Source organism: Rhodococcus sp. ACPA4 (genome assembly GCF_002300185.1).
Lineage (GTDB): Bacteria > Actinomycetota > Actinomycetes > Mycobacteriales > Mycobacteriaceae > Rhodococcus_F > Rhodococcus_F globerula.
This window is the reverse complement of the sequence record NZ_NSDY01000001.1, coordinates 2,462,826-2,487,966: the sequence shown is the minus strand read 5'-3', so window position 1 is coordinate 2,487,966 and position 25,141 is coordinate 2,462,826. Positions and strand designations below refer to the sequence as shown.

The 25,141-nt window shown below is 61.1% G+C and carries 21 protein-coding genes; 18 read left to right on the top strand and 3 right to left on the bottom strand.

Features of this window, described 5'->3' with window-relative positions:
* Window positions 1–31: 31 nt before the first annotated feature.
* From rplA to CJ178_RS11130, 16 genes are all read left to right on the top strand, one after another.
* Complete coding sequence (gene rplA / locus CJ178_RS11205; RefSeq protein ID WP_003941982.1) at window positions 32–751, top strand: 50S ribosomal protein L1; 720 nt, start codon at window positions 32–34, stop codon at window positions 749–751.
* Window positions 752–1,179: 428 nt separating this feature from the next.
* Window positions 1,180–1,773: a 50S ribosomal protein L10 gene (gene rplJ / locus CJ178_RS11200; protein ID WP_033236465.1), complete on the top strand. Its 594-nt coding sequence runs from the start codon at window positions 1,180–1,182 to the stop codon at window positions 1,771–1,773.
* Window positions 1,774–1,851: 78 nt separating this feature from the next.
* Window positions 1,852–2,238, top strand: a complete 387-nt coding sequence (rplL, locus tag CJ178_RS11195) for a 50S ribosomal protein L7/L12 (protein WP_033236464.1) — start codon at window positions 1,852–1,854, stop codon at window positions 2,236–2,238.
* Window positions 2,239–2,493: 255 nt separating this feature from the next.
* The gene (locus CJ178_RS11190; RefSeq protein WP_275586646.1) at window positions 2,494–3,609 is read left to right on the top strand and encodes an ABC transporter ATP-binding protein; all 1,116 of its coding nucleotides are present in this window, start codon (window positions 2,494–2,496) and stop codon (window positions 3,607–3,609) included.
* A 9-nt stretch (window positions 3,610–3,618) separates the two neighbouring features.
* Window positions 3,619–4,413, top strand: coding sequence for an MlaE family ABC transporter permease (locus CJ178_RS11185; RefSeq protein WP_033236462.1), 795 nt, complete (start codon window positions 3,619–3,621; stop codon window positions 4,411–4,413).
* A gap of 5 nt (window positions 4,414–4,418) precedes the next feature.
* A complete protein-coding gene (locus tag CJ178_RS11180; RefSeq protein WP_033236461.1) occupies window positions 4,419–5,279 on the top strand; it encodes an MlaE family ABC transporter permease in 861 nt (286 codons plus the stop codon).
* On the top strand, window positions 5,276–6,637 hold the full coding sequence (locus CJ178_RS11175; protein WP_095886711.1) for an MCE family protein: 1,362 nt from the start codon (window positions 5,276–5,278) through the stop codon (window positions 6,635–6,637). The genes CJ178_RS11180 and CJ178_RS11175 overlap by 4 nt, the downstream gene beginning before the upstream one ends.
* Window positions 6,634–7,713, top strand: coding sequence for an MCE family protein (locus CJ178_RS11170; RefSeq protein WP_092801954.1), 1,080 nt, complete (start codon window positions 6,634–6,636; stop codon window positions 7,711–7,713). Before CJ178_RS11175 ends, CJ178_RS11170 begins: the two co-directional genes overlap by 4 nt.
* On the top strand, window positions 7,710–8,705 hold the full coding sequence (locus CJ178_RS11165; protein ID WP_092801951.1) for an MCE family protein: 996 nt from the start codon (window positions 7,710–7,712) through the stop codon (window positions 8,703–8,705). Before CJ178_RS11170 ends, CJ178_RS11165 begins: the two co-directional genes overlap by 4 nt.
* The gene (locus CJ178_RS11160) at window positions 8,705–9,952 is read left to right on the top strand and encodes an MCE family protein (protein WP_095886710.1); all 1,248 of its coding nucleotides are present in this window, start codon (window positions 8,705–8,707) and stop codon (window positions 9,950–9,952) included. The genes CJ178_RS11165 and CJ178_RS11160 overlap by 1 nt, the downstream gene beginning before the upstream one ends.
* Complete coding sequence (locus CJ178_RS11155) at window positions 9,949–11,181, top strand: MCE family protein (protein ID WP_092801945.1); 1,233 nt, start codon at window positions 9,949–9,951, stop codon at window positions 11,179–11,181. The genes CJ178_RS11160 and CJ178_RS11155 overlap by 4 nt, the downstream gene beginning before the upstream one ends.
* A complete protein-coding gene (locus tag CJ178_RS11150) occupies window positions 11,178–12,425 on the top strand; it encodes an MCE family protein (RefSeq protein WP_092801942.1) in 1,248 nt (415 codons plus the stop codon). The genes CJ178_RS11155 and CJ178_RS11150 overlap by 4 nt, the downstream gene beginning before the upstream one ends.
* A gap of 103 nt (window positions 12,426–12,528) precedes the next feature.
* Window positions 12,529–13,182 (top strand): hypothetical protein, encoded by a 654-nt coding sequence (locus CJ178_RS11145; protein ID WP_257013107.1) that lies wholly within the window; start codon window positions 12,529–12,531, stop codon window positions 13,180–13,182.
* Window positions 13,183–13,218: 36 nt separating this feature from the next.
* Window positions 13,219–14,016, top strand: a complete 798-nt coding sequence (locus tag CJ178_RS11140) for a hypothetical protein (RefSeq protein WP_095886709.1) — start codon at window positions 13,219–13,221, stop codon at window positions 14,014–14,016.
* Window positions 14,017–14,449: 433 nt separating this feature from the next.
* Window positions 14,450–17,956 carry a DNA-directed RNA polymerase subunit beta gene (gene rpoB, locus CJ178_RS11135; RefSeq protein WP_095886708.1) on the top strand — a complete coding sequence of 1,169 codons (3,507 nt, stop codon included), beginning with the start codon at window positions 14,450–14,452 and terminating at the stop codon, window positions 17,954–17,956.
* Between the two features lie 118 nt (window positions 17,957–18,074).
* Window positions 18,075–22,031 carry a DNA-directed RNA polymerase subunit beta' gene (locus tag CJ178_RS11130; RefSeq protein ID WP_045070980.1) on the top strand — a complete coding sequence of 1,319 codons (3,957 nt, stop codon included), beginning with the start codon at window positions 18,075–18,077 and terminating at the stop codon, window positions 22,029–22,031.
* A gap of 53 nt (window positions 22,032–22,084) precedes the next feature.
* Here the strand turns inward: CJ178_RS11130 and CJ178_RS11125 are convergent, their stop codons facing one another.
* Complete coding sequence (locus tag CJ178_RS11125) at window positions 22,085–22,471, bottom strand: glyoxalase superfamily protein (protein ID WP_092801892.1); 387 nt, start codon at window positions 22,469–22,471, stop codon at window positions 22,085–22,087.
* 88 nt (window positions 22,472–22,559) lie between these two features.
* On the opposite strand from CJ178_RS11125, the gene CJ178_RS11120 reads away from it, so the two are divergent.
* Window positions 22,560–23,567: an MsnO8 family LLM class oxidoreductase gene (locus CJ178_RS11120; protein ID WP_092801889.1), complete on the top strand. Its 1,008-nt coding sequence runs from the start codon at window positions 22,560–22,562 to the stop codon at window positions 23,565–23,567.
* Here the strand turns inward: CJ178_RS11120 and CJ178_RS11115 are convergent.
* A complete protein-coding gene (locus CJ178_RS11115; RefSeq protein ID WP_092801886.1) occupies window positions 23,564–24,061 on the bottom strand; it encodes a SixA phosphatase family protein in 498 nt (165 codons plus the stop codon). The genes CJ178_RS11120 and CJ178_RS11115 overlap by 4 nt on opposite strands.
* A gap of 73 nt (window positions 24,062–24,134) precedes the next feature.
* On the opposite strand from CJ178_RS11115, the gene CJ178_RS11110 reads away from it, so the two are divergent.
* Window positions 24,135–24,335, top strand: a complete 201-nt coding sequence (locus CJ178_RS11110) for a hypothetical protein (RefSeq protein ID WP_033236447.1) — start codon at window positions 24,135–24,137, stop codon at window positions 24,333–24,335.
* Here the strand turns inward: CJ178_RS11110 and CJ178_RS11105 are convergent.
* Window positions 24,332–25,090 (bottom strand): acyl-[acyl-carrier-protein] thioesterase, encoded by a 759-nt coding sequence (locus CJ178_RS11105; RefSeq protein WP_095886707.1) that lies wholly within the window; start codon window positions 25,088–25,090, stop codon window positions 24,332–24,334. The two genes, CJ178_RS11110 and CJ178_RS11105, sit on opposite strands and share 4 nt — an antisense overlap.
* Window positions 25,091–25,141 lie beyond the last annotated feature (51 nt).

The following is a 25,141-nucleotide window of genomic DNA, read 5'->3' as shown; positions in this document are numbered from 1 at the left end:
CTCTCTGCAGTGATAAGTAAGGACAGAAGAAATGGCAAAGCGCAGCAAGGCGTACCTCGCCGCCGCTGAGAAGATCGACGCAGACAAGCTCTACAGCCCGCTTCAGGCTGCAAAGCTCGCCAAGGAGACGTCGTCCACCAAGATGGATGCAACCGTTGAGGTTGCAGTTCGTCTGGGCGTCGACCCCCGTAAGGCTGACCAGATGGTCCGCGGAACGGTCAACCTGCCCCACGGCACCGGTAAGACCGCTCGCGTCATCGTGTTCGCCGTTGGCGAGAAGGCAGCAGAAGCTGAGGCTGCAGGCGCTGACGTAGTCGGTGCAGAAGACCTGATCGAGCGCATCCAGGGTGGATGGGTCGATTTCGACGCCGCAATCGCGACTCCTGATCAGATGGCCAAGGTCGGCCGCATCGCCCGTGTCCTCGGACCCCGTGGCTTGATGCCGAACCCCAAGACGGGCACCGTTACCGCGGATGTCACGAAGGCTGTCAACGACATCAAGGGCGGAAAGATCAACTTCCGCGTCGACAAGCAGGCCAACCTGCACTTCGTCATCGGCAAGGCATCGTTCGACGATGAGAAGCTGGTGGAGAACTACGGCGCAGCGCTGGACGAGATCCTGCGTGCGAAGCCCTCGTCGGCCAAGGGCCGCTACGTGAAGAAGATCACGGTTTCGACCACCACCGGTCCGGGCATCCCGGTGGATCCGAACCGTACCCGCAACCTCCTCGAGGATGCTGCAGACGCGTAAGCAGTCCGCTGAACTGAAAGAAGGCCGATAGGGATTACCTCCCTATCGGCCTTCTTTTTGCATTCAGGGAGAGGGCCCAGGGGCGATTTGGTGATGTGTTGCCCGGTGAGGTAGTCTTCAACGCGGAGTTCAGTGCTGGATATGAACTTCACCCCAAAATCATGTTCTACCCAAGACCGTTGGTTATTGCGCTTAGCGATGAGTGCAGTTGAAAGTCCGGAAATGTCCGGCGACCCACGCAGGAGGACGAGGTAAGGGGGAACGCATTCTGTGGTGGTTCTTTTCGCTTCCGATTGTCTCCTCTGTACGCCCCGTGCGCCCTGCGCCGGGGCGTTTTGCATGTCTAGGACTTGTGGCTTGTCAGGTTCTCCTGGTGAGCCGCGGCGGTTCCGAAGTGGGATAACGACTGTCACGAGAGGAGGCGAAGTATGGCAAAGCCTGAGAAGGTTTCCGCAGTTGCGGAAATCACCGAGCAGTTCAAGGGTTCGACCGCTGCTGTGATCACGGAATACCGTGGTCTTTCAGTGGGCAACATCACGACACTGCGACGCGCTCTCGGAGAAGGTGCCACCTACTCCGTCGCCAAGAACACCCTGGTTAAGCGTGCCGCCGCTGAGGCTGGCATCGAGGGCCTTGATGACCTGTTCGTCGGACCGACCGCCATTGCATTCATCAAGGGCGAACCGGTCGACGCTGCGAAGGCACTGAAGAACTTCGCAAAGGAAAACAAGGCGCTCATCATCAAGGGCGGCTACATGGACGGCGCTGCGCTGTCCGTGGACGAGGTCAACAAGATCGCGGATCTCGAATCCCGCGAAATCCTGTTGGCAAAGCTTGCCGGCGCGATGAAGGGCAACTTGGCAAAGGCCGCAGGCCTGTTCAATGCTCCCGCTTCGCAGATGGCCCGTTTGGCCGCTGCACTGCAGGAGAAGAAGGCCGCAGAAGGCGGAGCTGCAGAAGCTCCGGCTGCTGCCGCAGAGGCTGCTACCGAGGCTCCGGCCGAGGCCGAAGCCGAAAGCTGATCCGCACCCGCGCATCACTGCTATAACCCCGCCCGGTCGCGGATCAGCGACATGGGACTTACAGGAAGGACCGCCACAATGGCGAAGCTCAGCACCGAAGAGTTGTTGGACCAGTTCAAGGAGCTCACCCTCCTCGAGCTCTCGGAGTTCGTTAAGGCATTCGAGGAGACCTTCGAGGTCACCGCTGCTGCTCCCGTCGCCGTCGCCGCTGCAGGCGCACCGGCTGCCGGCGCAGAAGCTGCTGAAGAGCAGGACGAGTTCGACGTCGTCCTCGAGTCGGCTGGCGACAAGAAGATCCAGGTCATCAAGGTCGTCCGTGAGGTCGTTTCCGGCCTCGGCCTGAAGGAAGCCAAGGATCTCGTCGAGAGCGCTCCGAAGGCAATCCTGGAGAAGGTTTCGAAGGAAGCAGCTGAAGCTGCAAAGGAAAAGCTCGAAGGCGCCGGCGCAAAGATCTCCGTCAAGTAAGACGGTTTTCTCTGCTGCTCACCTCGAGTAGTCGAAAGAGGGTCACTTCCTACGGGAAGTGGCCCTCTTTTTTGTTTGCCGTATCCGGCCGGAATGCCCGAATCAGCGCAGGTCGGATACGTGTCCGATTCAAGGTGCGTGTTAGTTTGTGCTTCGTACTTACTCGTTAGTAGTATTCGCAGTCACGGGTAACACTTCCATGCGATAGAGTGACCCAACCCACATCGGGTGGATGCATCGGACGGCGCGGAGGTAGTGGTGGGAGTAGAGGTAGCGGTAGACGGGCTGACTAAGTCTTTCGGGTCGCAGAGGATTTGGCAGGACGTGTCGTTGACGCTTCCCGCCGGTGAGGTGAGCGCGTTGCTGGGGCCCTCGGGTACCGGTAAGTCGGTGTTCTTGAAGTCTTTGATCGGTTTGCTCCGCCCCGAGCAGGGTTCCATCGTGATCGACGGCACGGATATTTTGCAGTGTTCCTCGAAGGAGCTCTACGAGATCCGTAAGTTGTTCGGTGTGCTGTTCCAGGACGGTGCGTTGTTCGGTTCGATGAATTTGTACGACAACATCGCGTTTCCGCTCCGTGAGCATACGAAGAAGTCGGAATCCGATATCCGCAAGATCGTGATGGAGAAGCTCGATCTGACGGGTCTGGTCGGTGCGGAGGACAAGCTTCCCGGTGAGATTTCCGGTGGTATGCGTAAGCGTGCCGGTCTGGCTCGCGCGTTGGTGCTCGATCCGGAGATCATCTTGGTGGACGAGCCGGACTCGGGTCTCGATCCGGTGCGTACGACGTACATCAGTCAGACGTTGATCGATATCAATGCTCAGTCCGATGCCACGATTTTGATTGTCTCGCACAACATCAACCTTGCTCGTACGGTTCCGGACAATATCGGGATGCTGTTCCGCCGTCAGTTGGTGATGTTCGGTCCTCGTGAGGTGTTGCTCACCTCGGATGAGCCGGTGGTCAAGCAGTTCCTCAACGGCACGATGATCGGTCCGATCGGTATGTCGGAGGAGAAGGACGAGGCTCAGATGGCGCACGAGCAGGCGCTCGTGGATGCCGGTCACCATGCCGGTGGTGTCGACGACGTCGAGGGCATCGTGCCGCAGATGAAGGCGACGCCCGGTAATCCGGAGCGTCAGGCTGTTCGTCGCCGTCAGGAGCGGGTCCGTCAGATCATGCACACACTGCCGGTGAACGCGCAGGCGGCAATCCAGGACAGCCTCAACGAGGAGGCGGGTCAGTTCAACCACGCCTACGCGGACGCGAGCGAGTACCAGGGGGAGTGGGACGGAAGCTCGCAGGATACACAGGTAATTCCAGCTTATGAGGGTGATCCCTACGGAAACACGACTCACGGACAAGGGTAGGCATAACGAATGGCGGGTACCCGCAACTCGGTTCTGAGTCCTGTACACGGGGCACTGACTCAGGCCGGCAACATCGTCGAACTCTTCGTCGAGGTCGTGAAGAATACGTTCCGGCGGCCGTTTCAGTTTCGCGAGTTCATCGAGCAAGCATGGTTCATCGCCAGTGTCACGATTTTGCCGACTGCGCTGGTCGCGATTCCGTTCGGCGCTGTCGTTTCGCTGCAGACCGGTTCGCTGATCAAGCAGTTGGGCGCTGAATCGTTCACCGGCGCTGCCAGCGTTCTTGCGGTGATACAGCAGGGAAGTCCACTGGTGACTGCTCTGCTTGTCGCTGGTGCTGCCGGTTCGGCGGTCACCGCTGACCTCGGTTCGCGGACAATCCGTGAAGAGATCGACGCCATGGAAGTCCTTGGCATCAATCCCATTCAGCGACTTGTTGTTCCACGTGTGTTGGCGATGGTGCTCATTGCCGTATTGCTCAACGGGCTGGTATCTGTCGTCGGTATCGCGGGTGGCTACTTCTTCAACGTGATCCTGCAGGGCGGTAATCCCGGCGCCTACATCGCATCGTTCTCGGCGTTTGCGCAGCTGCCGGATATCTGGAGTGGCGAGATCAAGGCTGCGGTCTTCGGTGTCATCGCCGGAGTCATCTCGGCCTACAAGGGACTACACCCCTCTGGTGGGCCCAAAGGCGTTGGTGAGGCGGTCAACCAGGCTGTTGTCATCACATTCCTGTTGTTGTTCTTCGCCAATCTGATTCTGACGATGGTGTACCTCCAGATCGTGCCGGCGAAGGGATCCTGACCTACATGACCATCGCACGAGGCCGCGGCGATCAGTTTCTGCTGAAGAGCCGCAAAGTAGCCAGAATGCCGCTCAACGTGCTTGATCGCGCGGGTGAGCAGATGTCGTTCTACGCGCGAGCCATTGCCTGGACACCGCGCACACTGCACCGCTACCGCAAGGAAACTCTGCGTCTACTCGCTGAAGTGACCTTCGGCAGTGGCGCATTGGCCGTCATCGGCGGAACTATCGGCGTCATCGCGATGATGTCCGGATTCACCGGCGTCGTTGTGGGATTGCAGGGGTTCGCGGCGCTGGAACAGTTGGGTAGCTCGGTCCTGACCGGCTTCCTGTCTGCCTACGTCAATACTCGCGAGATCGCGCCGATTGTTGCCGCGCTGGCCCTTTCGGCGACGGTCGGGTGTGGTTTCACCGCACAACTCGGTGCTATGCGTATCTCCGAGGAGATCGACGCGCTCGAGGTCATGGCAGTCCCGTCGGTTCCCTTCCTGGTGACGACTCGCATGATCGCCGGCTTTGTGGCCGTCATCCCTCTGTATATCGTCGGCTTGCTTGCCGCCTATCTGGCCTCGCGCGTGATCAGTACGGTATTCAACGGCCAGTCAACGGGGTCTTATGACCATTACTTCAACTTGTTCCTGCCACCGCAGGACGTGTTGTATTCGTTTGCCAAGGTTCTGGTCTTTGCTTTTGTTCTGATCTTGATCCACTGCTACTACGGATTTCACGCTTCGGGTGGCCCGGCAGGCGTCGGTGTGGCCGTCGGTCGCGCCGTTCGTGCGGCAATCGTGACGATCGCAGTGCTTGACTTCTTCCTCAGCCTTGCAATCTGGGGGACCACGACAACAGTGAGGGTGGCCGGATGATCGAGGCTCCGTCCGTTCTGCGCCGCCGTGTGCTGGGAATTGTGTTCTTCGTTGTGTTGGCGCTGTTTCTCACCTTCACGATCGGGGCGTTCAACAAGACATTCACCGACGTCGTGAAGGTCGATCTCCTGTCCGATTCCGTGGGAAATGCGTTACCTCCCAACGCGGATGTCAAGGTTCGTGGAATGTTGGTCGGCGAGGTGCGATCTGCGTCGACAACCGATGGTGTCGTCACATCGGTTCTCGCGATCGAACCGGACAAAGCCGAGTTGATTCCCTCCGACGCGACAGCTCGTTTGCTCCCGAAGACACTGTTCGGTGAGCGGTACGTCTCGCTGATCATCCCGGAGGGGACAACGGCTCCGCCTCTTTCGGCCGGGACCGTGCTTCATCAGGACAAGAGCGGCAACGCGATCGAGGTTGGCGAGGTCTTGGACGGTTTGCTCCCGTTGCTGCAGGCAATTCCGCCGCAGGATCTCGCGAACACCCTCGGTTCGCTGGCACAAGGCCTGACCGGCCGCGGCGCTGAGTTGGGGTTCACCGTTGACCGTCTCGAGGAGATTTTCCGCGAGGTCAATACCGAACTCCCCGCCGTGCAAGAGGATCTGCGCAAGTTCGCTGACTTCTCACAGACCTATTCGGAGGCCGCGCCGGATCTGGTGAATGCACTCGACACTCTGCGCACCACCGGAAACACGGTGGTGGAGAAGCAGAATCAGGTCAACACCCTGTTGGCTTCGTTGACGGCGACGTCGTCGACCACGGCGGCTTTCCTCGAGACGAATGCGCAGTCGATCATCACTTTTGCCGCAGACTCCCGAGAGGCATTGCAACTGCTCGCGCAGTACTCGCCGACGTTCGGTTGCACCTTCAGAGGATTCTCCGATACTGCGCCGGAGGCGGCGAAGATCTTGTCGGTGGACGCGCCCAACCCAGGTGTCCGCGCGAACATTCAGATTGTGAACCCGAAGGGCCGTTACATCCCCAACCAGGACGAGCCTCGGCTCGTCGACAATCGTGGACCCGTTTGTTATGACAATGTCACCGAGCCCGGTCGTCCTTTCCCGCAGTATCCCGGCGGTTCGTACGGCGACGGCTCCTATCAGGTTCCCTCTCGCAACGGTGGTCCGGAAACGCTCGAGTTCCTGCCCGCTCCAGAAGGTTCGGGACCGCAGATGTTCTCGACCAACACCACCGGTCCGGTGCAGCAAGCCGGATATGCGGGCTCGCAACTCGAAGAGGATACGTTGAAGGTGATCTACGGCCAAGCTAATGGTGTTGCACCGGAGAATGTTCCGTCGTGGACGACCATGGTCAGCGCTCCCGCATTTACCGGTGCGGAGGTGAGCTTCCAATGAGAGGTCTCGCAGCACCGCTGACCAAGCTCATCATTTTTGTCGTCGTCACGATTCTGGCAACAGGCTTGCTGGCGGCGAGTATCGCAAACCTCGGGGGAGGCGGCGGGACGAAGTTCAATGCTGTGTTCTCCGACGTCACCTCATTGAACGAGGGCGACGAGGTGCGGATTGCCGGCGTGCGGGTCGGTCAGGTCGAGAAGATCGCCATCGTCAACGACAACCAAGCCGAAGTGCAGTTCTCGGTTTCCGATCGAGATTGGTTGCCGGCCAGTTCCATTGCCACGATTCGCTTCCGGAACCTGGTCGGGCAGCGTTACATCTCGCTGTCTCAAGGTGAAGGCAGCCAGGGCAAGAAGCTGACCGCAGGCGAAACGCTCCCACTCGAGCAGACCCGACCGGCCGTCAACCTCACGACGCTGTTCAACGGTTTCAAGCCCTTGTTCACGACTCTGAGCGCCGAGGACGTCAACAAGCTGTCGTACCAGATCATCCAGGTTTTCCAGGGTGAGTCGGGAACGATCAGCGAACTCGTCCGCAACACGGCGAGCCTGACAAACACGGTGGCGGACAAGGACGTTGTCATCGGCGCGGTGATCAAGAATCTCAACGAAGTGCTGTCGACAGTCAACGCGAACGACAAGAATCTGGATTCGCTCATCGTCAACACACAGCAGTTGGTCACCGGACTTGCCAACGAGCGCGGAGTTGTCGGCTCCGCCGTGACGTCGCTCGCCGGACTGACGGACGCAACAGCGGACCTGCTGGAGCCGACGCGACCGTCGATCCAAGGATCGATCACGGCGCTGGACACACTGGCGACCACGCTGAACCGTCGTAGTGACGACGTGAACGCAGTGCTCGAGACCCTGCCCGTGAAGCTGGACAAGTTGGCCAGGGTCGCAAGCTATGGATCGTGGTTCCAGTTCTACCTGTGCGGAATCGACATCATTGCGGGTCCCGGCCAGTCGGCAACGTTGAACTTGCCGACCGGGTTGCCGACGGTCAATATGCCGATCTACACCAATGCGGCCAAGCGATGCACTCAAGACGGAATGAAGGAGTTGCAGGGCCGATGAAAAAGCGTCGTAGTCCGGCAATGGCCGGCGCCATAGGCATCGTGGTGGTGCTCCTCGCAACGATGTCCGCCTTCTTCATGGATTCGCTTCCTTTTGTCGGTGCAGGGTCTTCGTACGCGGCGGAGTTCTCGGAAGCTGCTGGGCTCAAGCCCGGGAACGAGGTCCGCATTGCGGGTGTGAAGGTCGGCAAGGTGACGTCGGTCGATCTTGACGGTGACCGCGTTCTGGTCGACTTCAAGGTCAAGGATGCGTGGGTCGGCGATCAGACGTCAGCGTCCATCCAGATCAAGACGATTCTGGGACAGAAGTACCTGGCTCTGGATCCGCGTGGCACCGAGAATCTGAATCCGAAAGATCGTATTCCGTTGCAGCGCACGACGGCTCCGTACGACGTGGTCGAGGCCTTCTCGTCGGCCGCGGACACGGTCGGTGATATCGACACGGAGCAGTTGGCGCAGAGCATGGAAACGTTGTCGGAGGCCTTCTCCGAGACGCCAGACGACGTCCGGGCATCGCTGGACGGCGTGAGTCGGCTGTCGCAGACGATTGCGAGCCGCGATCAGGACCTGCAGAAACTGTTCGAGGCAACGGGAAAGACGTCGCAGATCTTGGCGGACCGGAACAAGGAGTTCACTCAACTGATCAGCGACGGTGCTCTGCTGGTGCAGGAGTTGAACAACCGCCAGCAGGCGATCTCGCAGTTGCTCACCGGAACTCAGCGGGTGTCACAGCAACTCACCGGACTGGTCCGCGACAACGAGGCGGCAATCGGACCTGCGTTGACCCAACTCAACGGCGTCATCGACATCCTGGAAGCCAACAACGAGAACTTGGACAAGGCTCTGAAGCTCTACGAACCCTTTATTCGCCTGTACGCCAACGTCGTCGGCAACGGCCGTTGGTTCGACCAGGTCGTTGTCAACCTTCTTCCGCCTGGTCTGCCACTGATTCCGGGCCCTCGCGATCCGATTCGCACGTTGGGAGGTAACTGATGGCTGATATCACTGAAGCCGAAAGTGGCTCCAAGAAGCGAACTCTGGCGATCATTGCCGCAGCGTTGATCGGTGTGTTGGTGGTTGGCGGCGCCCTGTGGTGGGTGTTCACCCGCGCGGGCACAACAACGATCACGGCGTACTTCGACAAGTCCATCGGTATCTACGACGGTTCCGACGTGCGAGTTCTGGGTGTGAAGGTCGGCACTGTCACCTCGGTGGAGCCGCAGGGTGATCAGGTCAAGGTCGACCTCCGTGTGGATCGTGGAATTGATATCCCGGCGGATGCCAATGCGGCTCAGGTGACTCCGTCAGTGGTGGCGGACCGCTACATTCAGTTGACGCCGGTGTTCACGGGCGGCAACAAAATGACCAGTGGTTCGGTGATTCCGATCGAGCGCACCGCCACCCCGGTCGAGGTCGATCAGTTGTACGCGAGCATCAACGACCTCGCGTCGGCGCTCGGACCCGAAGGTGCGAACAAGGACGGTGCGCTGTCCAAGTTCGTCGAGACCGGTGCCGCGAATCTCGATGGAAACGGAGCAGCGTTGGGGGAGAGCATCACCCAGTTGTCCGATGCGGCTCGCACGTTGAACGACTCGAGTGACAACATCGCGATCACCATCAAAAATCTCAACACGTTTGTCGGAGCATTGGCGACCAACGATCAACAGGTGCGCCAGTTCAACACGCAACTGTCAGACCTCACCGGATTCCTGGCGGGTGAACGCGACGATCTGGGTGCCGCTCTGAATCAGTTGTCGTTTGCTCTCGGTGATGTCGCGAAGTTCGTGGCAGACAACCGCGATCAGCTGGCAACCACCGCAGAAGGCCTGATTGCGCCGACGCAGACGCTGGCGAACAACAAGGAAGGGCTTGCCAATACCCTGACCATGTTGCCGCTCGCCATTTCGAATCTCGTGAACTCGTATGACGCTGAATCCGGTGTTCTCGCTTCGCGTCTGGCGTTCCCGGACTTGCAGAACCCGGCTGAGGTGATGTGCAAGTTGATGGATCTCGGCAAACTGGTTCCGGGTAATCCTCAGTTCGAGGAGTTGGGACGGCAGATGCAGCCCGCCATTGATCAGTGCGTGGCGGTGGCTGCTATGACGGATGCTGCCGACCAGGCCAAGAACATGAATCTCCCGTTCGGCATCCTGGCCGGTCCGGAGCGTCAGATGCAGGTTGTTCCGGGCACGGTGCCGGGTGTCGTGTCGCCGCGACTGAACAGCGGGGAGGGCGAGTGAAGCGCACAGTGATTGCCGGTGCGGGACTTGTGGTCCTGCTCGGTGCGAGTGCCTGCTCGTCGGAGGGCATCTATGCGGTGCCTCTTCCGGGTGGGCCTGACGTGGGATCGAACCCCATGAATCTGACTATTCAATTCGACGACGTTCTCGATCTGGTTCCACAGTCCGCGGTCAAGGTTGACGGCGTTCCGGTCGGTCGGGTCGAGAAGATCGGAGTCGGCCCGGACGGGTGGACCGCCGACGTGGGGATCATCTTGGATTCTTCGGTGGACCTGCCGGCCAACGCCGTTGCGGCCGTGGAGCAGACCAATCTGCTCGGCGAGAAATTCATTCAGCTGTCGGCTCCTCCGAGCGGAGCGGACACCACGGCGAAATTGTCGGACGGCGACCTGATTCCGTTGGATCGCACACGCCACGCCACCGAGATCGAACAGGTGCTCGGCGCATTGTCGCTCCTGCTCAACGGTGGTGGCGTCGGCCAGTTGCAGCCCATCGTCAAGGAACTGGGCGCGGCATTCGACGGCCGCGAGGGAACAACAAGAAGTCTTCTGGAACAGGCGAATACGCTGATCGGAGGCTTGAACGAACAGCGTGAGGACATCACTCGTGCGCTCGACGGTCTCGACGTGTTGTCCAGTCGAGTGAACGAACAGAACGACAAGATCGCCAAGATCCTCGACGAACTGCCGGTGGCAACAGCGGTACTCAACGAGCAGCGCCCGCAGTTGACGCAGATGCTCGCGCAGGTGGACCGCCTCGGAACTGTCGGCACCGATGTCTTGACACAGTCCAAGGACGATTTGATCGCGGATCTTCAGGCGTTGCGGCCCACTCTGCAGGCTTTGGCAGATTCGGGTGACGACTTTGTCGGTGCCCTACCCTTCCTGCCGACCTTCCCGTTCCCGGACGGAGTGGAGAAGATCACTCAGGGTGGATCGGTGAACCTGTTCCTGGCCGTCGACCTGCAAATCGGTAACACGCTCTCCGGACTTGGTGTCGGACAGGGAGATCCCGAGTACCGCCAGCCCAAGTTCGGTGATCCCAAGCCTGTGGTTGATCCGTCGAATCCGTACTACAACGGAAACGGTCCGCGACCGGGGTGGCCAACGGTGTCACTGCTCCCGATTGCGCCGATCCTCCCGCAGTTGCCGGTCGCACCTGCAGTCGGTGCCCCACTCAACCCCATCCAGGGAATGCTGGATCAGTTCGGAATCGGTGGTGGACAATGAGATCGGCTCTGGTCAAGTGGCAGCTAGTGGGCTTCGTGTTGGTTGCGCTCCTAGGGCTTGTCTATGTCGGTGGCAAGTACGTGCGCCTCGACAACCTCCTGGGTTTCGGGCAGTACACGGTCAAGACGGAACTACAGACGTCCGGCGGCATCTTCACCAATGCCGAGGTGACGTATCGCGGTGTGCCGGTGGGGCGGGTCGGTGACTTGTCGCTGACGGATGACGGGATCGAGGTCGATCTGAAGATCGACAACAATGCACCGCCGATCCCGGCGTCGACGAGAGCCGTTGTGGCCAACCGTTCTGCAATCGGCGAACAGTTCGTCGATCTGATCCCCGATACCGATCAGGGTCCGTTCCTCGAGGACGGTTCTGTGATTGCAGTGGGTGACACAGCGACGCCGGTTCCGGTCGAAGAAGTGCTGACCAGTGCCAACGGCCTGGTCCATTCGGTGCCCGTTGACGCCCTGCACACCGTCGCAGTCGAACTCGGGGCAGCTTTCAACGGCAAGGGTGAGGACATCCAGGTTCTGGCCGACTCGCTGTCCGGGCTCTCGCAGTCCGGCCTCGACACCTTGCCTCAGACGCTCGGTTTGATCAGGGACAGCCAGACGGTGCTCACGACCCAGTCCGACCAGTCGTCGTCCATCAAGCAGTTCAGTGCAGATCTCGATGTCATTGCCGCACAACTGCGAACCAGTGACCCCGACATCAGGCGTCTGATCGACAACGGGATTCCGGCCAGCGAACAGATCGGTGCCCTCGTGAACGAGACCGGTCCGGCGCTGACCACGGACCTGACAAATCTGGCGTCGTTCACTCAGACGCTGGCGCCCCGCGCCATTGCGCTGCAGCCGTTCCTGATCTTCCTGCCAGGCTTGGCTGCGGCCGCGCCGACAGTGGCTCCCGGTGACGGAACCGTGCACCAAGGGTTGGTGCTGGAGACAAACAATCCGTTGTCGTGCACCGTCGGGTACGAAGGCACCATGGCGATTCTCGATGACATGAAGCGTCAGGATCCCAACTTCGACGACACGCAGCAGGATTTCCCGTTGAACACGGCGGCGTCCTGTGAGGTCCCGCTGGGCAGCGAGACGGGTGTTCGCAGTGCCAACCGGGTTGTCTACGCCGATCCCGGCACGATTCAGCCGTGGGACTTCAAGCCGAAGGTCGATCCTGACAAGTTGAATCTCAATCCGATTGCTACCCAGTTGGCGCCAGCTCTCGGAGTGACGCCGAAGTAGATGTGCCCCACGGTGTGCTATTGGGTTGGGGCAGTTGAGGATTCGAGGCAACGGAATTGGTGCTGCCAGGATCCGGACAGAACAGGTAAGTAGGGTAGTGAGCGTGATTCAGAAAAGCAGTCCGAAGGGGGTGACGGCGCCGCTTGTTGCGGTCGGCGTTCTCCTCGTAGCCGCACTAGTTGCGCTAGGTGTGTTCGGCGTCCCGTACGTGAAGGCGTTGACCACCGACCGCAACACCGCAGAGATTCGCGACGAGGCGTTGATCGGCGCCCAGCAGGTTGCGATCAATCTCAACAACGCCGACTCGGCGAATCTCGACGCGTCGATCGAGACCATGCGGTCTTCGGTTACCGGTGACGAGATGACGGTGTACCTCCAAAGTGTTCAAGATTCCATCACGGACGAACTGCGGAACTCCGGGTCCAAGGCCGACGCCGAGGTGATGTCTGCTGCGCTCACCGAACTCAACACGGACGACAGGACTGCTACGGCACTTGTGGTCGTGAAGGTCACCACCACCCAGGGCAGCCAGTACGTGAAGAACCAGGTGGGTATGCGATTGGGCATGGTCGAGGTGGACGGTATCTGGAAGGCCAGTTCGGCTGAGCCCGTCGGAAGCCGGATCGATCTGGAGTCGGGCACATTGCCGGGCGCCGACGGCACCGGCAGTTCCGATGGGTCGACGCCGGCAACCGAATCACCAGCGCCCACCGAGGCGCCCGCACCGAGCGTAGGGGGCGATTCAGGTGGCCAGTAGTCAGCCTCGATCAGCCATCCGAAGGAGAAGCGCGTAATGCCACCGAAGCGCAGAGTCGGGATGCCGCAGGCAAACCAGAACCGTCGGCCGAAGATAGCCGGATCAGCCCGCTCGTTGAACGTCCCCGCGGGGACGCCGGCCGAGGAACCAGCGAACGTCGAGGCCGTCGAGACAGAGACAGCCACCAAGCTCAGTCTCGAAAAGGAATCCCCGACCAATCTCGAGAAGGAAGCCCCGAAGCCGAGTCTCGAGAAGGAAGGCCAGCCGAGTCCCGAGACGGCAGCCGAGCCCAGCCTCGCTGAGGAACCGCCAGCACCAGAGCCTGCTCTGTCGAAGGGAGCGAGTCGCACTTCGTGGCCGCTGGTCATCGGGGTTGGCGCAGCAGCGGTGGTAGTCGCAGTGCTCGCGGGTCTCGCCTTCTTCAAGGTCGGCGCCCAGATGGACGACGTGGCATGGGTCGACGAGGGGGCGACGGCTGAGGTGCTGCGGGTGACTCCACCGGCGCTCGAGGCGGTGTTCACCTTTGCGCCCGGCACCTTCGACGCCGATTTCGACAAAGGCTTGCAGGGTCTGAACCAGGCCATGCGTGATCAGCTGACCGAGTACAAGGACACACAGAAGGCCGGCGTCGAACAAACCCAGACGGCGACTACGGCGGATGTCACGGAGATCGGTGTCACCAGGCTCGAGGAGGACCGAGCGCAACTACTCGCGCAGTTGAACGTGAGTTCGACGCAGAGTGGTGTGGCTGCCGGTTCCCGTTCCGGGATGGTTGTCGTCAGCTTGGAGAAGCAGGACGGTAATTGGCTGATCTCGGAGATCCGCGACCGCTGACAAATGTGTACAACGAGCTGGACCGGAAATGGATTCCGGTCCAGTTTTTCGTATCCGGGTCAGTGACTGGCTACACTACCGACAACGGTGTTCGAACCGAGTCGGTCGACTGTTCGAATGCCACGACTTACCTCGGCGCTCTTGACGGGGCGGTTCCGAAGGTCCAGTCTGAGCGGTGAACATGCACGGACGAGTGATCGGCAGTCTCACGTCAGCACCTGAATCAGACCCTCAGCTACACCCGACTCGACATTTCCTGAGTAAGGGTGTACTTTTGGACGTTGCGCTGGCTGCCTCCTGTCCACCCCTCGTCTCAACCGCTGCGAAGTCAAGTACTTCTTGCTTTCTGCGACGGGTTTCGTTCGGGTTGTAACCAGCGAAATTCGAAGCAGATACAGCGGCGGTCGCAACAGTACGGAGCGGCCCGCGTGAGGTGCTGGAAGGACGCATCTTGGCAGTCTCTAGCCAGACCAAGGCAGTTTCCGGAATCCCCGGAGCCCCGAAGAGGGTTTCGTTCGCGAAAGTTCGCGAACCCCTCGAAGTTCCCGGGCTTCTTGATGTTCAAACCGATTCGTTCGAGTGGTTGATCGGCGCGCAGAGTTGGCGCGAACGAGCAGCAGCTCTCGGCGACAATGCAGTGTCCGGCGGTCTCGAAGACATCCTCGCGGAGCTTTCTCCGATCGAGGATTTCTCCGGCTCTATGTCACTCTCCTTCTCTGATCCTCGATTCGACGAGGTCAAGGCCTCGACGGACGAGTGCAAAGACAAGGACATGACCTACGCGGCGCCGTTGTTCGTCACCGCGGAGTTCATCAACAACAACACTGGTGAGATCAAGAGCCAGACGGTCTTCATGGGTGATTTCCCGATGATGACCGACAAGGGCACCTTCATCATCAACGGCACGGAGCGCGTGGTTGTCTCGCAGCTCGTGCGTTCCCCCGGTGTGTACTTCGACAAGAGCGTCGACAAGAGCACCGAGAAGGATCTGCACAGCGTCAAGGTGATCCCGGGTCGCGGCGCATGGCTCGAGTTCGACGTCGACAAGCGCGACACCGTTGGTGTCCGCATCGACCGTAAGCGTCGTCAGCCCGTCACCGTCCTGCTCAAGGCACTCGGCTGGACCACGGAGCAGATCACGGAGCGCTTCGGCTTCTCCGAGATCCTCATGGCCACGCTGGAGAAGGACAACACCGCCGGTACCGACGAGGCTTTGCTCGACATCTACCGCAAGCTGCGTCCGGGCGAGCCCCCCACCAAGGAGAGCGCCCAGACCCTTCTGGAGAACCTGTTCTTCAAGGACAAGCGTTACGACCTCGCTCGCGTCGGTCGTTACAAGATCAACAAGAAGCTCGGCCTCAACGCAGGTCAGCCGATTGTTGCTTCGACGCTGACCGAAGAAGACATCGTCGCCACCGTCGAGTACCTCGTGCGTTTGCACGCCGGTGACACCTCGATGACGGCACCGGACGGCGTCGAGGTTCCCGTTGAGGTCGACGACATCGACCACTTCGGTAACCGTCGTCTGCGCACCGTTGGTGAGCTCATCCAGAACCAGATCCGCGTGGGCCTGTCCCGCATGGAGCGTGTTGTTCGTGAGCGCATGACCACGCAGGACGTCGAGGCGATTACGCCTCAGACCCTGATCAACATCCGCCCGGTCGTCGCTGCGATCAAGGAGTTCTTCGGAACGTCCCAGCTGTCGCAGTTCATGGACCAGAACAACCCGCTGTCGGGGCTGACGCACAAGCGTCGTCTGTCTGCCCTCGGCCCGGGTGGTCTGTCCCGTGAGCGCGCCGGCCTCGAGGTTCGTGACGTTCACGCGTCGCACTACGGCCGCATGTGCCCGATCGAGACCCCGGAAGGCCCGAACATCGGCCTGATCGGTTCGCTGTCGGTGTACGCACGCGTCAACCCGTTCGGCTTCATCGAGACGCCGTACCGCCGGGTTGTCGACGGCCAGGTCACCGATCAGGTTGATTACCTGACCGCTGACGAAGAGGATCGCCACGTCGTCGCACAGGCCAACTCGGCCATCGACCGTGACGGCCGCTTCACCGACGCGAAGATTCTCGTTCGTCGTAAGGGTGGCGAGGTCGAGTTCGTCTCGTCCTCCGACATCGACTACATGGACGTCTCGCCGCGTCAGATGGTGTCCGTCGCTACCGCGATGATCCCGTTCCTCGAGCACGACGACGCAAACCGCGCCCTGATGGGTGCGAACATGCAGCGTCAGGCTGTTCCGCTGGTTCGCAGCGAAGCGCCTCTCGTCGGTACCGGTATGGAGCTGCGTGCAGCTGTCGACGCCGGTGACGTCGTCATCACCGAGAAGACCGGTGTTGTCGAAGAGGTCTCAGCGGACTACATCACGGTCATGGCCGATGACGGAAGCCGCAAGACCTACCGGATGCGCAAGTTCGCGCGTTCCAACCAGGGCACGTGCGCAAACCAGCGTCCGATCGTGGACGAGGGACAGCGCGTCGATGCCGGCCAGGTCCTCGCTGACGGCCCTTGCACCGAAAACGGTGAAATGGCTCTCGGTAAGAACCTGCTCCTGGCGATCATGCCGTGGGAAGGCCACAACTACGAGGACGCGATCATTCTGTCGCAGCGCCTGGTGGAAGAGGACGTCCTGACCTCGATTCACATCGAGGAGCACGAGATCGATGCCCGCGACACCAAGCTCGGTGCCGAGGAAATCACTCGCGACATCCCGAACGTCTCCGACGAGGTCCTCGCTGACCTCGACGAGCGCGGCATCATCCGTATCGGTGCCGAGGTTCGTGACGGCGACGTGCTGGTCGGAAAGGTCACGCCGAAGGGCGAGACCGAGCTGACCCCCGAAGAGCGCCTCCTTCGCGCCATCTTCGGTGAGAAGGCCCGCGAGGTTCGTGACACGTCCCTCAAGGTTCCTCACGGTGAGACCGGCAAGGTCATCGGCATCCGCGTCTTCTCGCGCGATGACGACGACGATCTGCCTCCCGGTGTCAACGAGCTCGTTCGCGTGTACGTGGCCCAGAAGCGCAAGATCCAGGACGGCGACAAGCTCGCCGGCCGCCACGGCAACAAGGGTGTTATCGGCAAGATCCTCCCGCAGGAAGACATGCCGTTCCTTTCGGACGGCACGCCTGTCGACATCATCCTGAACACGCACGGCGTCCCGCGTCGTATGAACATCGGTCAGGTCCTGGAGACCCACCTCGGGTGGATCGGCAAGACCGGCTGGAACGTTCAGATCGCCGATGACGGCACTCGTCCGGACTGGGCTGCGACCCTGCCGGAAGAGATGCTCGCCGCTCCTGCCGACTCGAACATCGCCACCCCGGTGTTCGACGGTGCGAAGGAAGACGAGCTCACTGGTCTCCTCGAGTCCACGTTGCCGAACCGCGACGGCGAGCAGATGGTCGGCCCCGACGGAAAGGCCACGTTGTTCGACGGCCGCTCCGGCGAGCCGTTCCCGTACCCGGTCTCGGTCGGTTACATGTACATCATCAAGCTGCACCACTTGGTCGACGACAAGATCCACGCTCGTTCGACCGGTCCGTACTCGATGATCACGCAGCAGCCTCTCGGCGGTAAGGCCCAGTTCGGTGGCCAGCGCTTCGGTGAGATGGAGTGCTGGGCTATGCAGGCCTACGGCGCGGCTTACACGCTGCAGGAACTGCTGACCATCAAGTCGGACGACGTGGTTGGTCGCGTGAAGGTGTACGAAGCCATCGTCAAGGGCGAGAACATCCCGGAACCCGGCATCCCCGAGTCGTTCAAGGTGCTCCTCAAGGAGCTCCAGTCGCTCTGCCTCAACGTGGAGGTGCTGTCCTCGGACGGCGCTGCCATCACGATGGCGGACGGCGACGACGAGGACTTGGAGCGCGCTGCGGCGAACTTGGGCATCAACCTGTCCAGGAACGAAGCGGCAACGGTCGACGACCTCGCGAACTAGGTTTCGGTCCCCGGGTTGCTCTGTGAAAGAGCGGCCCGGGGGCGTAGTTCACATTTGAATTGGCAGTCAGGTTGCCGGGTGACCGGCAACCGTAACCCCAACGGGGAAAGGAAGTTACGTGCTCGACGTCAACTTCTTCGATGAACTCCGCATTGGCTTGGCCAGCGCAGAGGACATCCGCAATTGGTCCTACGGCGAGGTCAAGAAGCCGGAGACCATCAACTACCGCACGCTCAAGCCCGAGAAGGACGGCCTCTTCTGCGAGAAGATCTTCGGCCCCACCCGGGACTGGGAGTGCTACTGCGGTAAGTACAAGCGTGTCCGCTTCAAGGGCATCATCTGTGAGCGCTGTGGCGTCGAGGTCACTCGCGCCAAGGTTCGTCGTGAGCGCATGGGTCACATCGAACTGGCCGCACCGGTCACGCACATCTGGTACTTCAAGGGTGTGCCGAGCCGCCTCGGTTACCTGCTCGACCTGGCTCCGAAGGATCTCGAAAAGATCATCTACTTCGCGGCTTACGTCATCGTCGGTGTCGACGAGGAGCTCCGTCACAACGAGCTGTCCACCCTCGAAGCCGAGATGCAGGTCGAGAAGAAGGCTGTCGCAGATCAGCGCGACGCCGATCTCGAGGCACGCGCACAGAAGCTCGAAGCCGATATCGCCGAGCTCGAGGCAGAGGGCGCCAAGTCCGATGTCCGCCGCAAGGTCAAGGACGGCGGCGAGCGCGAAATGCGTCAGCTCCGTGACCGCGCGCAGCGTGAGCTGGATCGTCTCGACGAGATCTGGAGCACCTTCACCAAGCTGAGCGTCAAGCAGCTCATCATCGACGAGCTGCTGTACCGCGAGCTGGTCGACCGTTACGGCGAGTACTTCACGGGTGCGATGGGCGCAGAGTCCATCCAGATCCTGATGCAGAACTTCGACCTCGACGCCGAGGCAGAGTCTCTTCGCGAGACCATCCGCAGCGGCAAGGGCCAGAAGAAGCTCCGTGCTCTCAAGCGCCTCAAGGTGGTTGCGGCTTTCCAGACCAACGGCAACTCGCCGATGGGCATGGTCCTCAACGCCGTTCCGGTGATCCCGCCGGAGCTTCGCCCGATGGTTCAGCTCGACGGTGGACGTTTCGCGACGTCCGACCTCAACGACCTGTACCGCCGCGTCATCAACCGCAACAACCGCCTCAAGCGACTGATCGACCTCGGTGCTCCCGAGATCATCGTCAACAACGAGAAGCGGATGCTGCAGGAGTCTGTCGACGCCCTGTTCGACAACGGTCGTCGTGGACGTCCGGTCACCGGACCGGGTAACCGCCCGCTGAAGTCCCTGAGCGATCTGCTCAAGGGCAAGCAGGGTCGTTTCCGTCAGAACCTCCTCGGAAAGCGCGTCGACTACTCGGGTCGTTCCGTGATCGTCGTCGGTCCTCAGCTCAAGCTGCACCAGTGTGGTCTGCCGAAGCTGATGGCTCTCGAGCTGTTCAAGCCGTTCGTGATGAAGCGTCTGGTGGATCTGAACCACGCGCAGAACATCAAGTCGGCCAAGCGCATGGTCGAGCGCAAGCGCGTCCAGGTGTGGGATGTCCTCGAAGAGGTCATCGCCGAGCACCCCGTGCTGCTCAACCGTGCACCTACGCTGCACCGTCTGGGTATCCAGGCATTCGAGCCGCAGCTCGTCGAGGGCAAAGCCATTCAGCTCCACCCGTTGGTGTGTGAGGCCTTCAACGCCGACTTCGACGGTGACCAGATGGCTGTTCACCTTCCGCTGTCGGCAGAGGCTCAGGCCGAGGCACGCATCCTGATGCTGTCCTCGAACAACATCCTCTCGCCCGCTTCGGGTCGCCCGCTCGCTATGCCGCGTCTTGACATGGTGACCGGTCTGTTCCACCTGACGCGTCTCGACGACGGTGTCGTCGGTGAGCTCGCTGCAGCTACGTCCGAGGGTCCGGAGCAGGGCGTGTACTCCAGCCCCGCCGAGGCTCAGATGGCCGTGGATCGTGGCGCGCTGACAGTTCAGTCGCAGATCAAGGTGCGTCTGACCAACCAGCGTCCGCCGCGTGATCGCGAAGCGGAACTGTTCCCCGAGGGCTGGAACTACGGCGACGGCTGGACCGCTGTCACCACATTGGGTCGCGTGCTCTTCAACGAGCTGCTTCCGGCGGACTACCCGTTCGTCAACGAGCAGATGCCGAAGAAGCGTCAGGCAACGATCATCAACGATCTTGCCGAGCGTTACCCGATGATCGTGGTCGCTCAGACCGTCGACAAGCTCAAGGATGTCGGCTTCCACTGGGCAACGCGTTCCGGTGTCACGATCTCCATCTCGGACGTTCTGGTTCCGCCGGAGAAGCCTGCCATCATCGAGGACTTCGAGGCTCAGGCCGACAAGATCGAGAAGCAGTACCAGCGTGGTGCTTTGGACAAGAAGGAGCGCAACAGCGCTCTGGTCACCATTTGGCAGGAAGCGACCGAAAAGGTCGGCAAGGCCATGGAGGCTCACTTCCCCGACAACAACCCGATCCCGATGATCGTGAAGTCCGGCGCGGCCGGCAACATGACTCAGGTTCGTTCGCTTGCCGGTATGAAGGGCCTGGTGACAAACCCGAAGGGTGAGTTCATCCCGCGTCCGATCAAGTCTTCCTTCAAGGAAGGCCTGACCGTTCTCGAGTACTTCATCAACACGCACGGTGCTCGTAAGGGTCTGGCCGATACCGCTCTGCGTACCGCCGACTCGGGTTACCTGACCCGTCGTCTGGTGGACGTGTCGCAGGACGTCATCGTTCGCGAGACCGACTGTGGCACCGAGCGCGGCATCGTCACCACGATCTCGGAGAAGCAGGCCAACGGCTCGATCATCCGCGATGCTCACGTGGAGACCAGCACGTACGCCCGCACGTTGGCTGCTGACGCAGTCGACGAGAACGGCAAGGTCATCGTCGAGCGTGGACACGATCTCGGTGACCCCGCGATCGACGCCCTGCTCGAGGCCGGTATCACGCAGGTCAAGGTCCGTTCGGTCCTGACGTGCACCACCGGCACCGGCGTTTGCGCCACTTGCTACGGCCGCTCCATGGCCACCGGCAAGCTGGTCGACATCGGTGAGGCTGTCGGTATTGTCGCCGCACAGTCGATCGGTGAGCCCGGTACCCAGCTGACCATGCGTACCTTCCACCAGGGTGGTGTGGCCGGCGCCGACATCACCGGTGGTCTGCCGCGTGTCCAGGAACTGTTCGAGGCACGTGTGCCGAAGGGCAAGGCTCCTATCGCGGACGTCACCGGTCGGGTGCAGCTCGAAGACGGCGATCGTTTCTACAAGATCACGATCGTGCCGGACGACGGCGGCGAAGAGGTTGTCTACGACAAGCTCTCCAAGCGTCAGCGTCTGCGTAGCTTCAAGCACAGCGACGGCGAAGACCGCCTTCTGGCAGACGGTGACCACGTCGAGGTCGGACAGCAGCTCATGGAAGGTGCTGCCGATCCCCACGAGGTCCTGCGAGTCATGGGTCCGCGTCAGGTTCAGATCCACTTGGTCAACGAGGTCCAGGAGGTGTACCGGAGCCAGGGTGTGTCGATCCACGACAAGCACATCGAGGTCATCGTGCGCCAGATGCTTCGTCGCGTGACGATCATCGATTCCGGTGCCACCGAGTTCCTGCCCGGTTCGCTCACCGAGCGCGCCGAGTTCGAATCGGCCAACCGCCGCGTTGTCGCTGAGGGCCGCGAGCCCGCAGCAGGCCGTCCGGTGCTCATGGGTATCACGAAGGCGTCGCTCGCGACGGATTCGTGGCTGTCCGCGGCATCGTTCCAGGAGACCACTCGTGTCTTGACCGACGCTGCAATCAACTGCCGCTCGGACAAGCTGATCGGTCTGAAGGAAAATGTCATCATCGGCAAGCTGATCCCTGCCGGTACCGGTATCAACCGTTACCGCAACATCCAGGTTCAGCCCACCGAAGAGGCCCGCGCCGCTGCGTACGCAGTGCCCGCGTACGACGACCAGTACTACAGCCCGGACGGCTTCGGCCAGAACACCGGTGCTGCAGTTCCGCTGGACGACTACGGCTTCAGCAACGACTACCGCTAGCGGTTAGTTCGTGAGAAATCCCCCGCCTCTGATGAGGCGGGGGATTTTTCGTTTCAGGAGTTACTGCCGCTGAGGTCCGGGATGACGATCTCTTGGACGGCCCACTTGTTGCCGTCGGGGTCGGCGAAGTAGATGAATCGTCCCCAAGCCTGGTCGTCGATCGGGCTGATATCGATCCCGCGGCTCTTGAACTCGCGCTCGGCCTCTTCGATGTCCTTGACTACCACCTGCATGCCGGCGACCGAACCGGGCTCGGCGTCGGTGATTCCCTTGCCGATGCAGATGGAGCAGGCGGAACCGGGTGGGGTCAGCTGGACGAAACGCAGGTTCTCGTTGACGGTGTGATCGTGGTCGGCGTTGAAGCCGAGTCGGACGTAGAAGTCCTTGGCGCGGTCGATGTCGGTGACGGGAATGGCGACGAGTTCGAGCTTGATGTCCATAACGTGCCCTTCATGTGATGGTGAATTCCGGCGACAGGTCCAGTGTTGCGGGTATTGCGGTCAGAAACGGTCCTCGATTGCGAATCGGATGAAACTTTCCGAATTCCTTGTTGCTTCGAGAGTGCTTCTTTCACTGCTCGACCGATCCCGAACCCGGAGCGGATACCCCGACTCCGCCGCTCTGACTCATACCCTCGCGCGAGCCGAAGGTGCCGACGCTCTCGGCTACCACCGGTTCTGGGTCGCCGAGCATCACGCGGTTCCGGGTATCGCGAGTGGGTCGCCGGCTGTGCTTCTTGCAGCCATTGGCGCTCACACGCACGACATTCGACTGGGCAGCGGCGGCGTCATGCTGCCGAATCATCAACCGTTGGTTGTCGCGGAACAGTTCCTGATGTTGGATGCCCTGTATCCGGGTCGAATCGATCTGGGTCTCGGCCGGTCATTGGGCTTCACGGAACCGGTTCGCCAGGCGCTACGACGGAGCAAGGACGCGCCGGACACGTTTGCCGCTGATATCGAGGAACTGCGACGCTATCTGGACGGAACTGCCGTCGTCACGGCTCGTCCGGCGTCGCGCGGCGGGGTGCCGATCTTTGTGCTTGCCACGCGCACCGGGTTGAAAGTGGCAGCGCAGCTGGGGCTTCCGGTAGTCGTGGGTGGGCCCATGCTCGAGATCGGTGGTACCAACAGGGTGGAGGCGCTGGAGAAGTATCGCCGGACTTTCCAGCCCAGCGACGCGCACCCCGATCCTTATGTCGTGGTCTCGCTCGAAGTCATGGTTGCCGATACCACCGAGGCGGCCCGTGAGCTGTTGATTCCGGAGGCGTACGCGCTCGCGGAATCGTCACGGACAGGGGAGTTTCCGCCGCTCGTGTCGGCGGAACAGATCAGGGGCGCAGCGCTCAGCGATCGAACCGCCAGGCGTATCGACTCGTTCGTGGCTTCGGCCCTGTACGGGAGCGGGGTCGAGGTAAAGCAGCACCTGAGTGATCTGGCCGAGCGGACGGGCGCAGACGAGTTGCTGGCATCGACGTCGACCTTCGACCGTGCCGCCCTGGAACACTCGGATTACGTACTGCGCGAGGTGGTCTAGCGGGGAACGTGGAACTCCAGCAGTGCGGCTGCGGCGTCGTCGAGCTCTGACCACGGAACGGGCACGGACAACACGGCGATTGCCGACGTCGGAAACTTGTCTCGAATCCGTTGGGCTGCTTCGGAATTCTCGTTCGATGCCAGATCCAGTGCAGTCCACGGAATTCCCGGTTCGTGGCCGATGACCAGGAGCGTGCTGACATTGGCGGACGTGGTCCGGATTGCGTTGATGACGTCGGCCTGGGATCCGCCGTAGATCGACTTGTCGAAGCCTGTCGGGGCGTCGACGGCGGTCGCGGCCAGGGTGTCGACGGTGCGCCGCGACGTCGAGCACAATACGGCGTCGATGGGTGGGACGTTCTCGCGGATCCATTCGCCGCCGAGGCGGGCTTCGCGCAGTCCCCGTGCGGCGAGTGGCCGCTCGTGATCGCGAATGCCTTCGGGATAGCTGGACTTTCCGTGTCTCATGAGAACGAGGGTGCGGTGGTCTGCCATGCGTTCACGTTATCCGCTTTGTCGCTACCAGTGACGGTTACTCTGGATGGTCAGGACCTTGAAGGAGGTTTCCATGGCAGGCAAGAAGCTCGATCGCACGCATGCTCGAACGGCTCTCGAGGTGGTACGGGAAAGCCCTACCATTGCACTCATCACTGTGGCGCCGGCTGTTGTCGTCTTCGGTGTCGTGTGGTGGCTCTTCGGTTTCTGGGCCGCGATCCTTCTCGCTCTGGTGTTCGGCGTTGCGGCAGTAGCTACTCGCAAGCTGCGTTAGAGCGCACTCACCTGTGCAACGGCGCGCAGTGCATCGCCCACCAGGAACCAGACGGTGAGGCGCGAACCTTCGACGTGGCTCCGTAGGACCACGTCGTCGCCGGCGACAAGGGGTGAGAGGTATTCGATCACCGCCCGGTGAGGCGTGCTGCGCAGTGCAGTTCGGGTACTGATCACCTCTTCGACGGCTTGCCAGTAAACGGCGTTGTTGACGTGATCGAACGGGTCGATATCAGTCACACGCAGGGTGAACGGAGTGTCGGTGACACCCGGTGCTTCGGCGTCCGGTGCGTTGTCGGCGATCACACGTTTCCATTTGAGGCGATGTTCGTCAGTGGATTCCTCGAGTGGTTTCATGAAGTCGTCACTCATCCGGGTGGGCATACCGGACTCTGCACTGATGTGGATCCAGAACCCTTCCGTCTCGATCAGCGCACCGTTGCTGCCGTCGAAGCGGACACGCATGTTCGCCCACCTCGTCGAGAATGCGGAGCACCACCGGGTCATGGTCAGATATTCGGGCCAGATCGCCGGACGGATGACGTCGATGACGGTTCGACGCACGATCCAGAGCGGGTGAGTGTCGACGGCTTCGATGGCCTCGATGTTGTCGGTGGCGATGTCTTGCAGGTATCGGGCGACGCCGTCCAACCGGAGCGCTTTGGCCGCGTTGATGTCGCCGGTGCGCACCGGGCGTGTTTTCACGAAAATCGGTCCGCGATCGGGCTGCGGCGCGAGTGTGAGGTCTGAGTTCACGAAAGTGATTCCTGTTCGCCGAGGGGTTGCTTGAATTCTGCCAGGTGGTCT

What these genes read in the sequence shown, in the direction of transcription:
- rplA (WP_003941982.1), top strand. Translation starts at nt 32, where the DNA reads ATGGCAAAGCGCAGCAAGGCGTACCTCGCCGCCGCTGAGAAGATCGAC.
- rplJ (WP_033236465.1), top strand. Translation starts at nt 1,180, where the DNA reads ATGGCAAAGCCTGAGAAGGTTTCCGCAGTTGCGGAAATCACCGAGCAG.
- rplL (WP_033236464.1), top strand. Translation starts at nt 1,852, where the DNA reads ATGGCGAAGCTCAGCACCGAAGAGTTGTTGGACCAGTTCAAGGAGCTC.
- CJ178_RS11185 (WP_033236462.1), top strand. Translation starts at nt 3,619, where the DNA reads ATGGCGGGTACCCGCAACTCGGTTCTGAGTCCTGTACACGGGGCACTG.
- CJ178_RS11180 (WP_033236461.1), top strand. Translation starts at nt 4,419, where the DNA reads ATGACCATCGCACGAGGCCGCGGCGATCAGTTTCTGCTGAAGAGCCGC.
- CJ178_RS11175 (WP_095886711.1), top strand. Translation starts at nt 5,276, where the DNA reads ATGATCGAGGCTCCGTCCGTTCTGCGCCGCCGTGTGCTGGGAATTGTG.
- CJ178_RS11170 (WP_092801954.1), top strand. Translation starts at nt 6,634, where the DNA reads ATGAGAGGTCTCGCAGCACCGCTGACCAAGCTCATCATTTTTGTCGTC.
- CJ178_RS11165 (WP_092801951.1), top strand. Translation starts at nt 7,710, where the DNA reads ATGAAAAAGCGTCGTAGTCCGGCAATGGCCGGCGCCATAGGCATCGTG.
- CJ178_RS11160 (WP_095886710.1), top strand. Translation starts at nt 8,705, where the DNA reads ATGGCTGATATCACTGAAGCCGAAAGTGGCTCCAAGAAGCGAACTCTG.
- CJ178_RS11150 (WP_092801942.1), top strand. Translation starts at nt 11,178, where the DNA reads ATGAGATCGGCTCTGGTCAAGTGGCAGCTAGTGGGCTTCGTGTTGGTT.
- CJ178_RS11140 (WP_095886709.1), top strand. Translation starts at nt 13,219, where the DNA reads ATGCCACCGAAGCGCAGAGTCGGGATGCCGCAGGCAAACCAGAACCGT.
- CJ178_RS11125 (WP_092801892.1), bottom strand. Translation starts at nt 22,471, where the DNA reads ATGGACATCAAGCTCGAACTCGTCGCCATTCCCGTCACCGACATCGAC.
- CJ178_RS11120 (WP_092801889.1), top strand. Translation starts at nt 22,560, where the DNA reads ATGAAACTTTCCGAATTCCTTGTTGCTTCGAGAGTGCTTCTTTCACTG.
- CJ178_RS11115 (WP_092801886.1), bottom strand. Translation starts at nt 24,061, where the DNA reads ATGGCAGACCACCGCACCCTCGTTCTCATGAGACACGGAAAGTCCAGC.
- CJ178_RS11110 (WP_033236447.1), top strand. Translation starts at nt 24,135, where the DNA reads ATGGCAGGCAAGAAGCTCGATCGCACGCATGCTCGAACGGCTCTCGAG.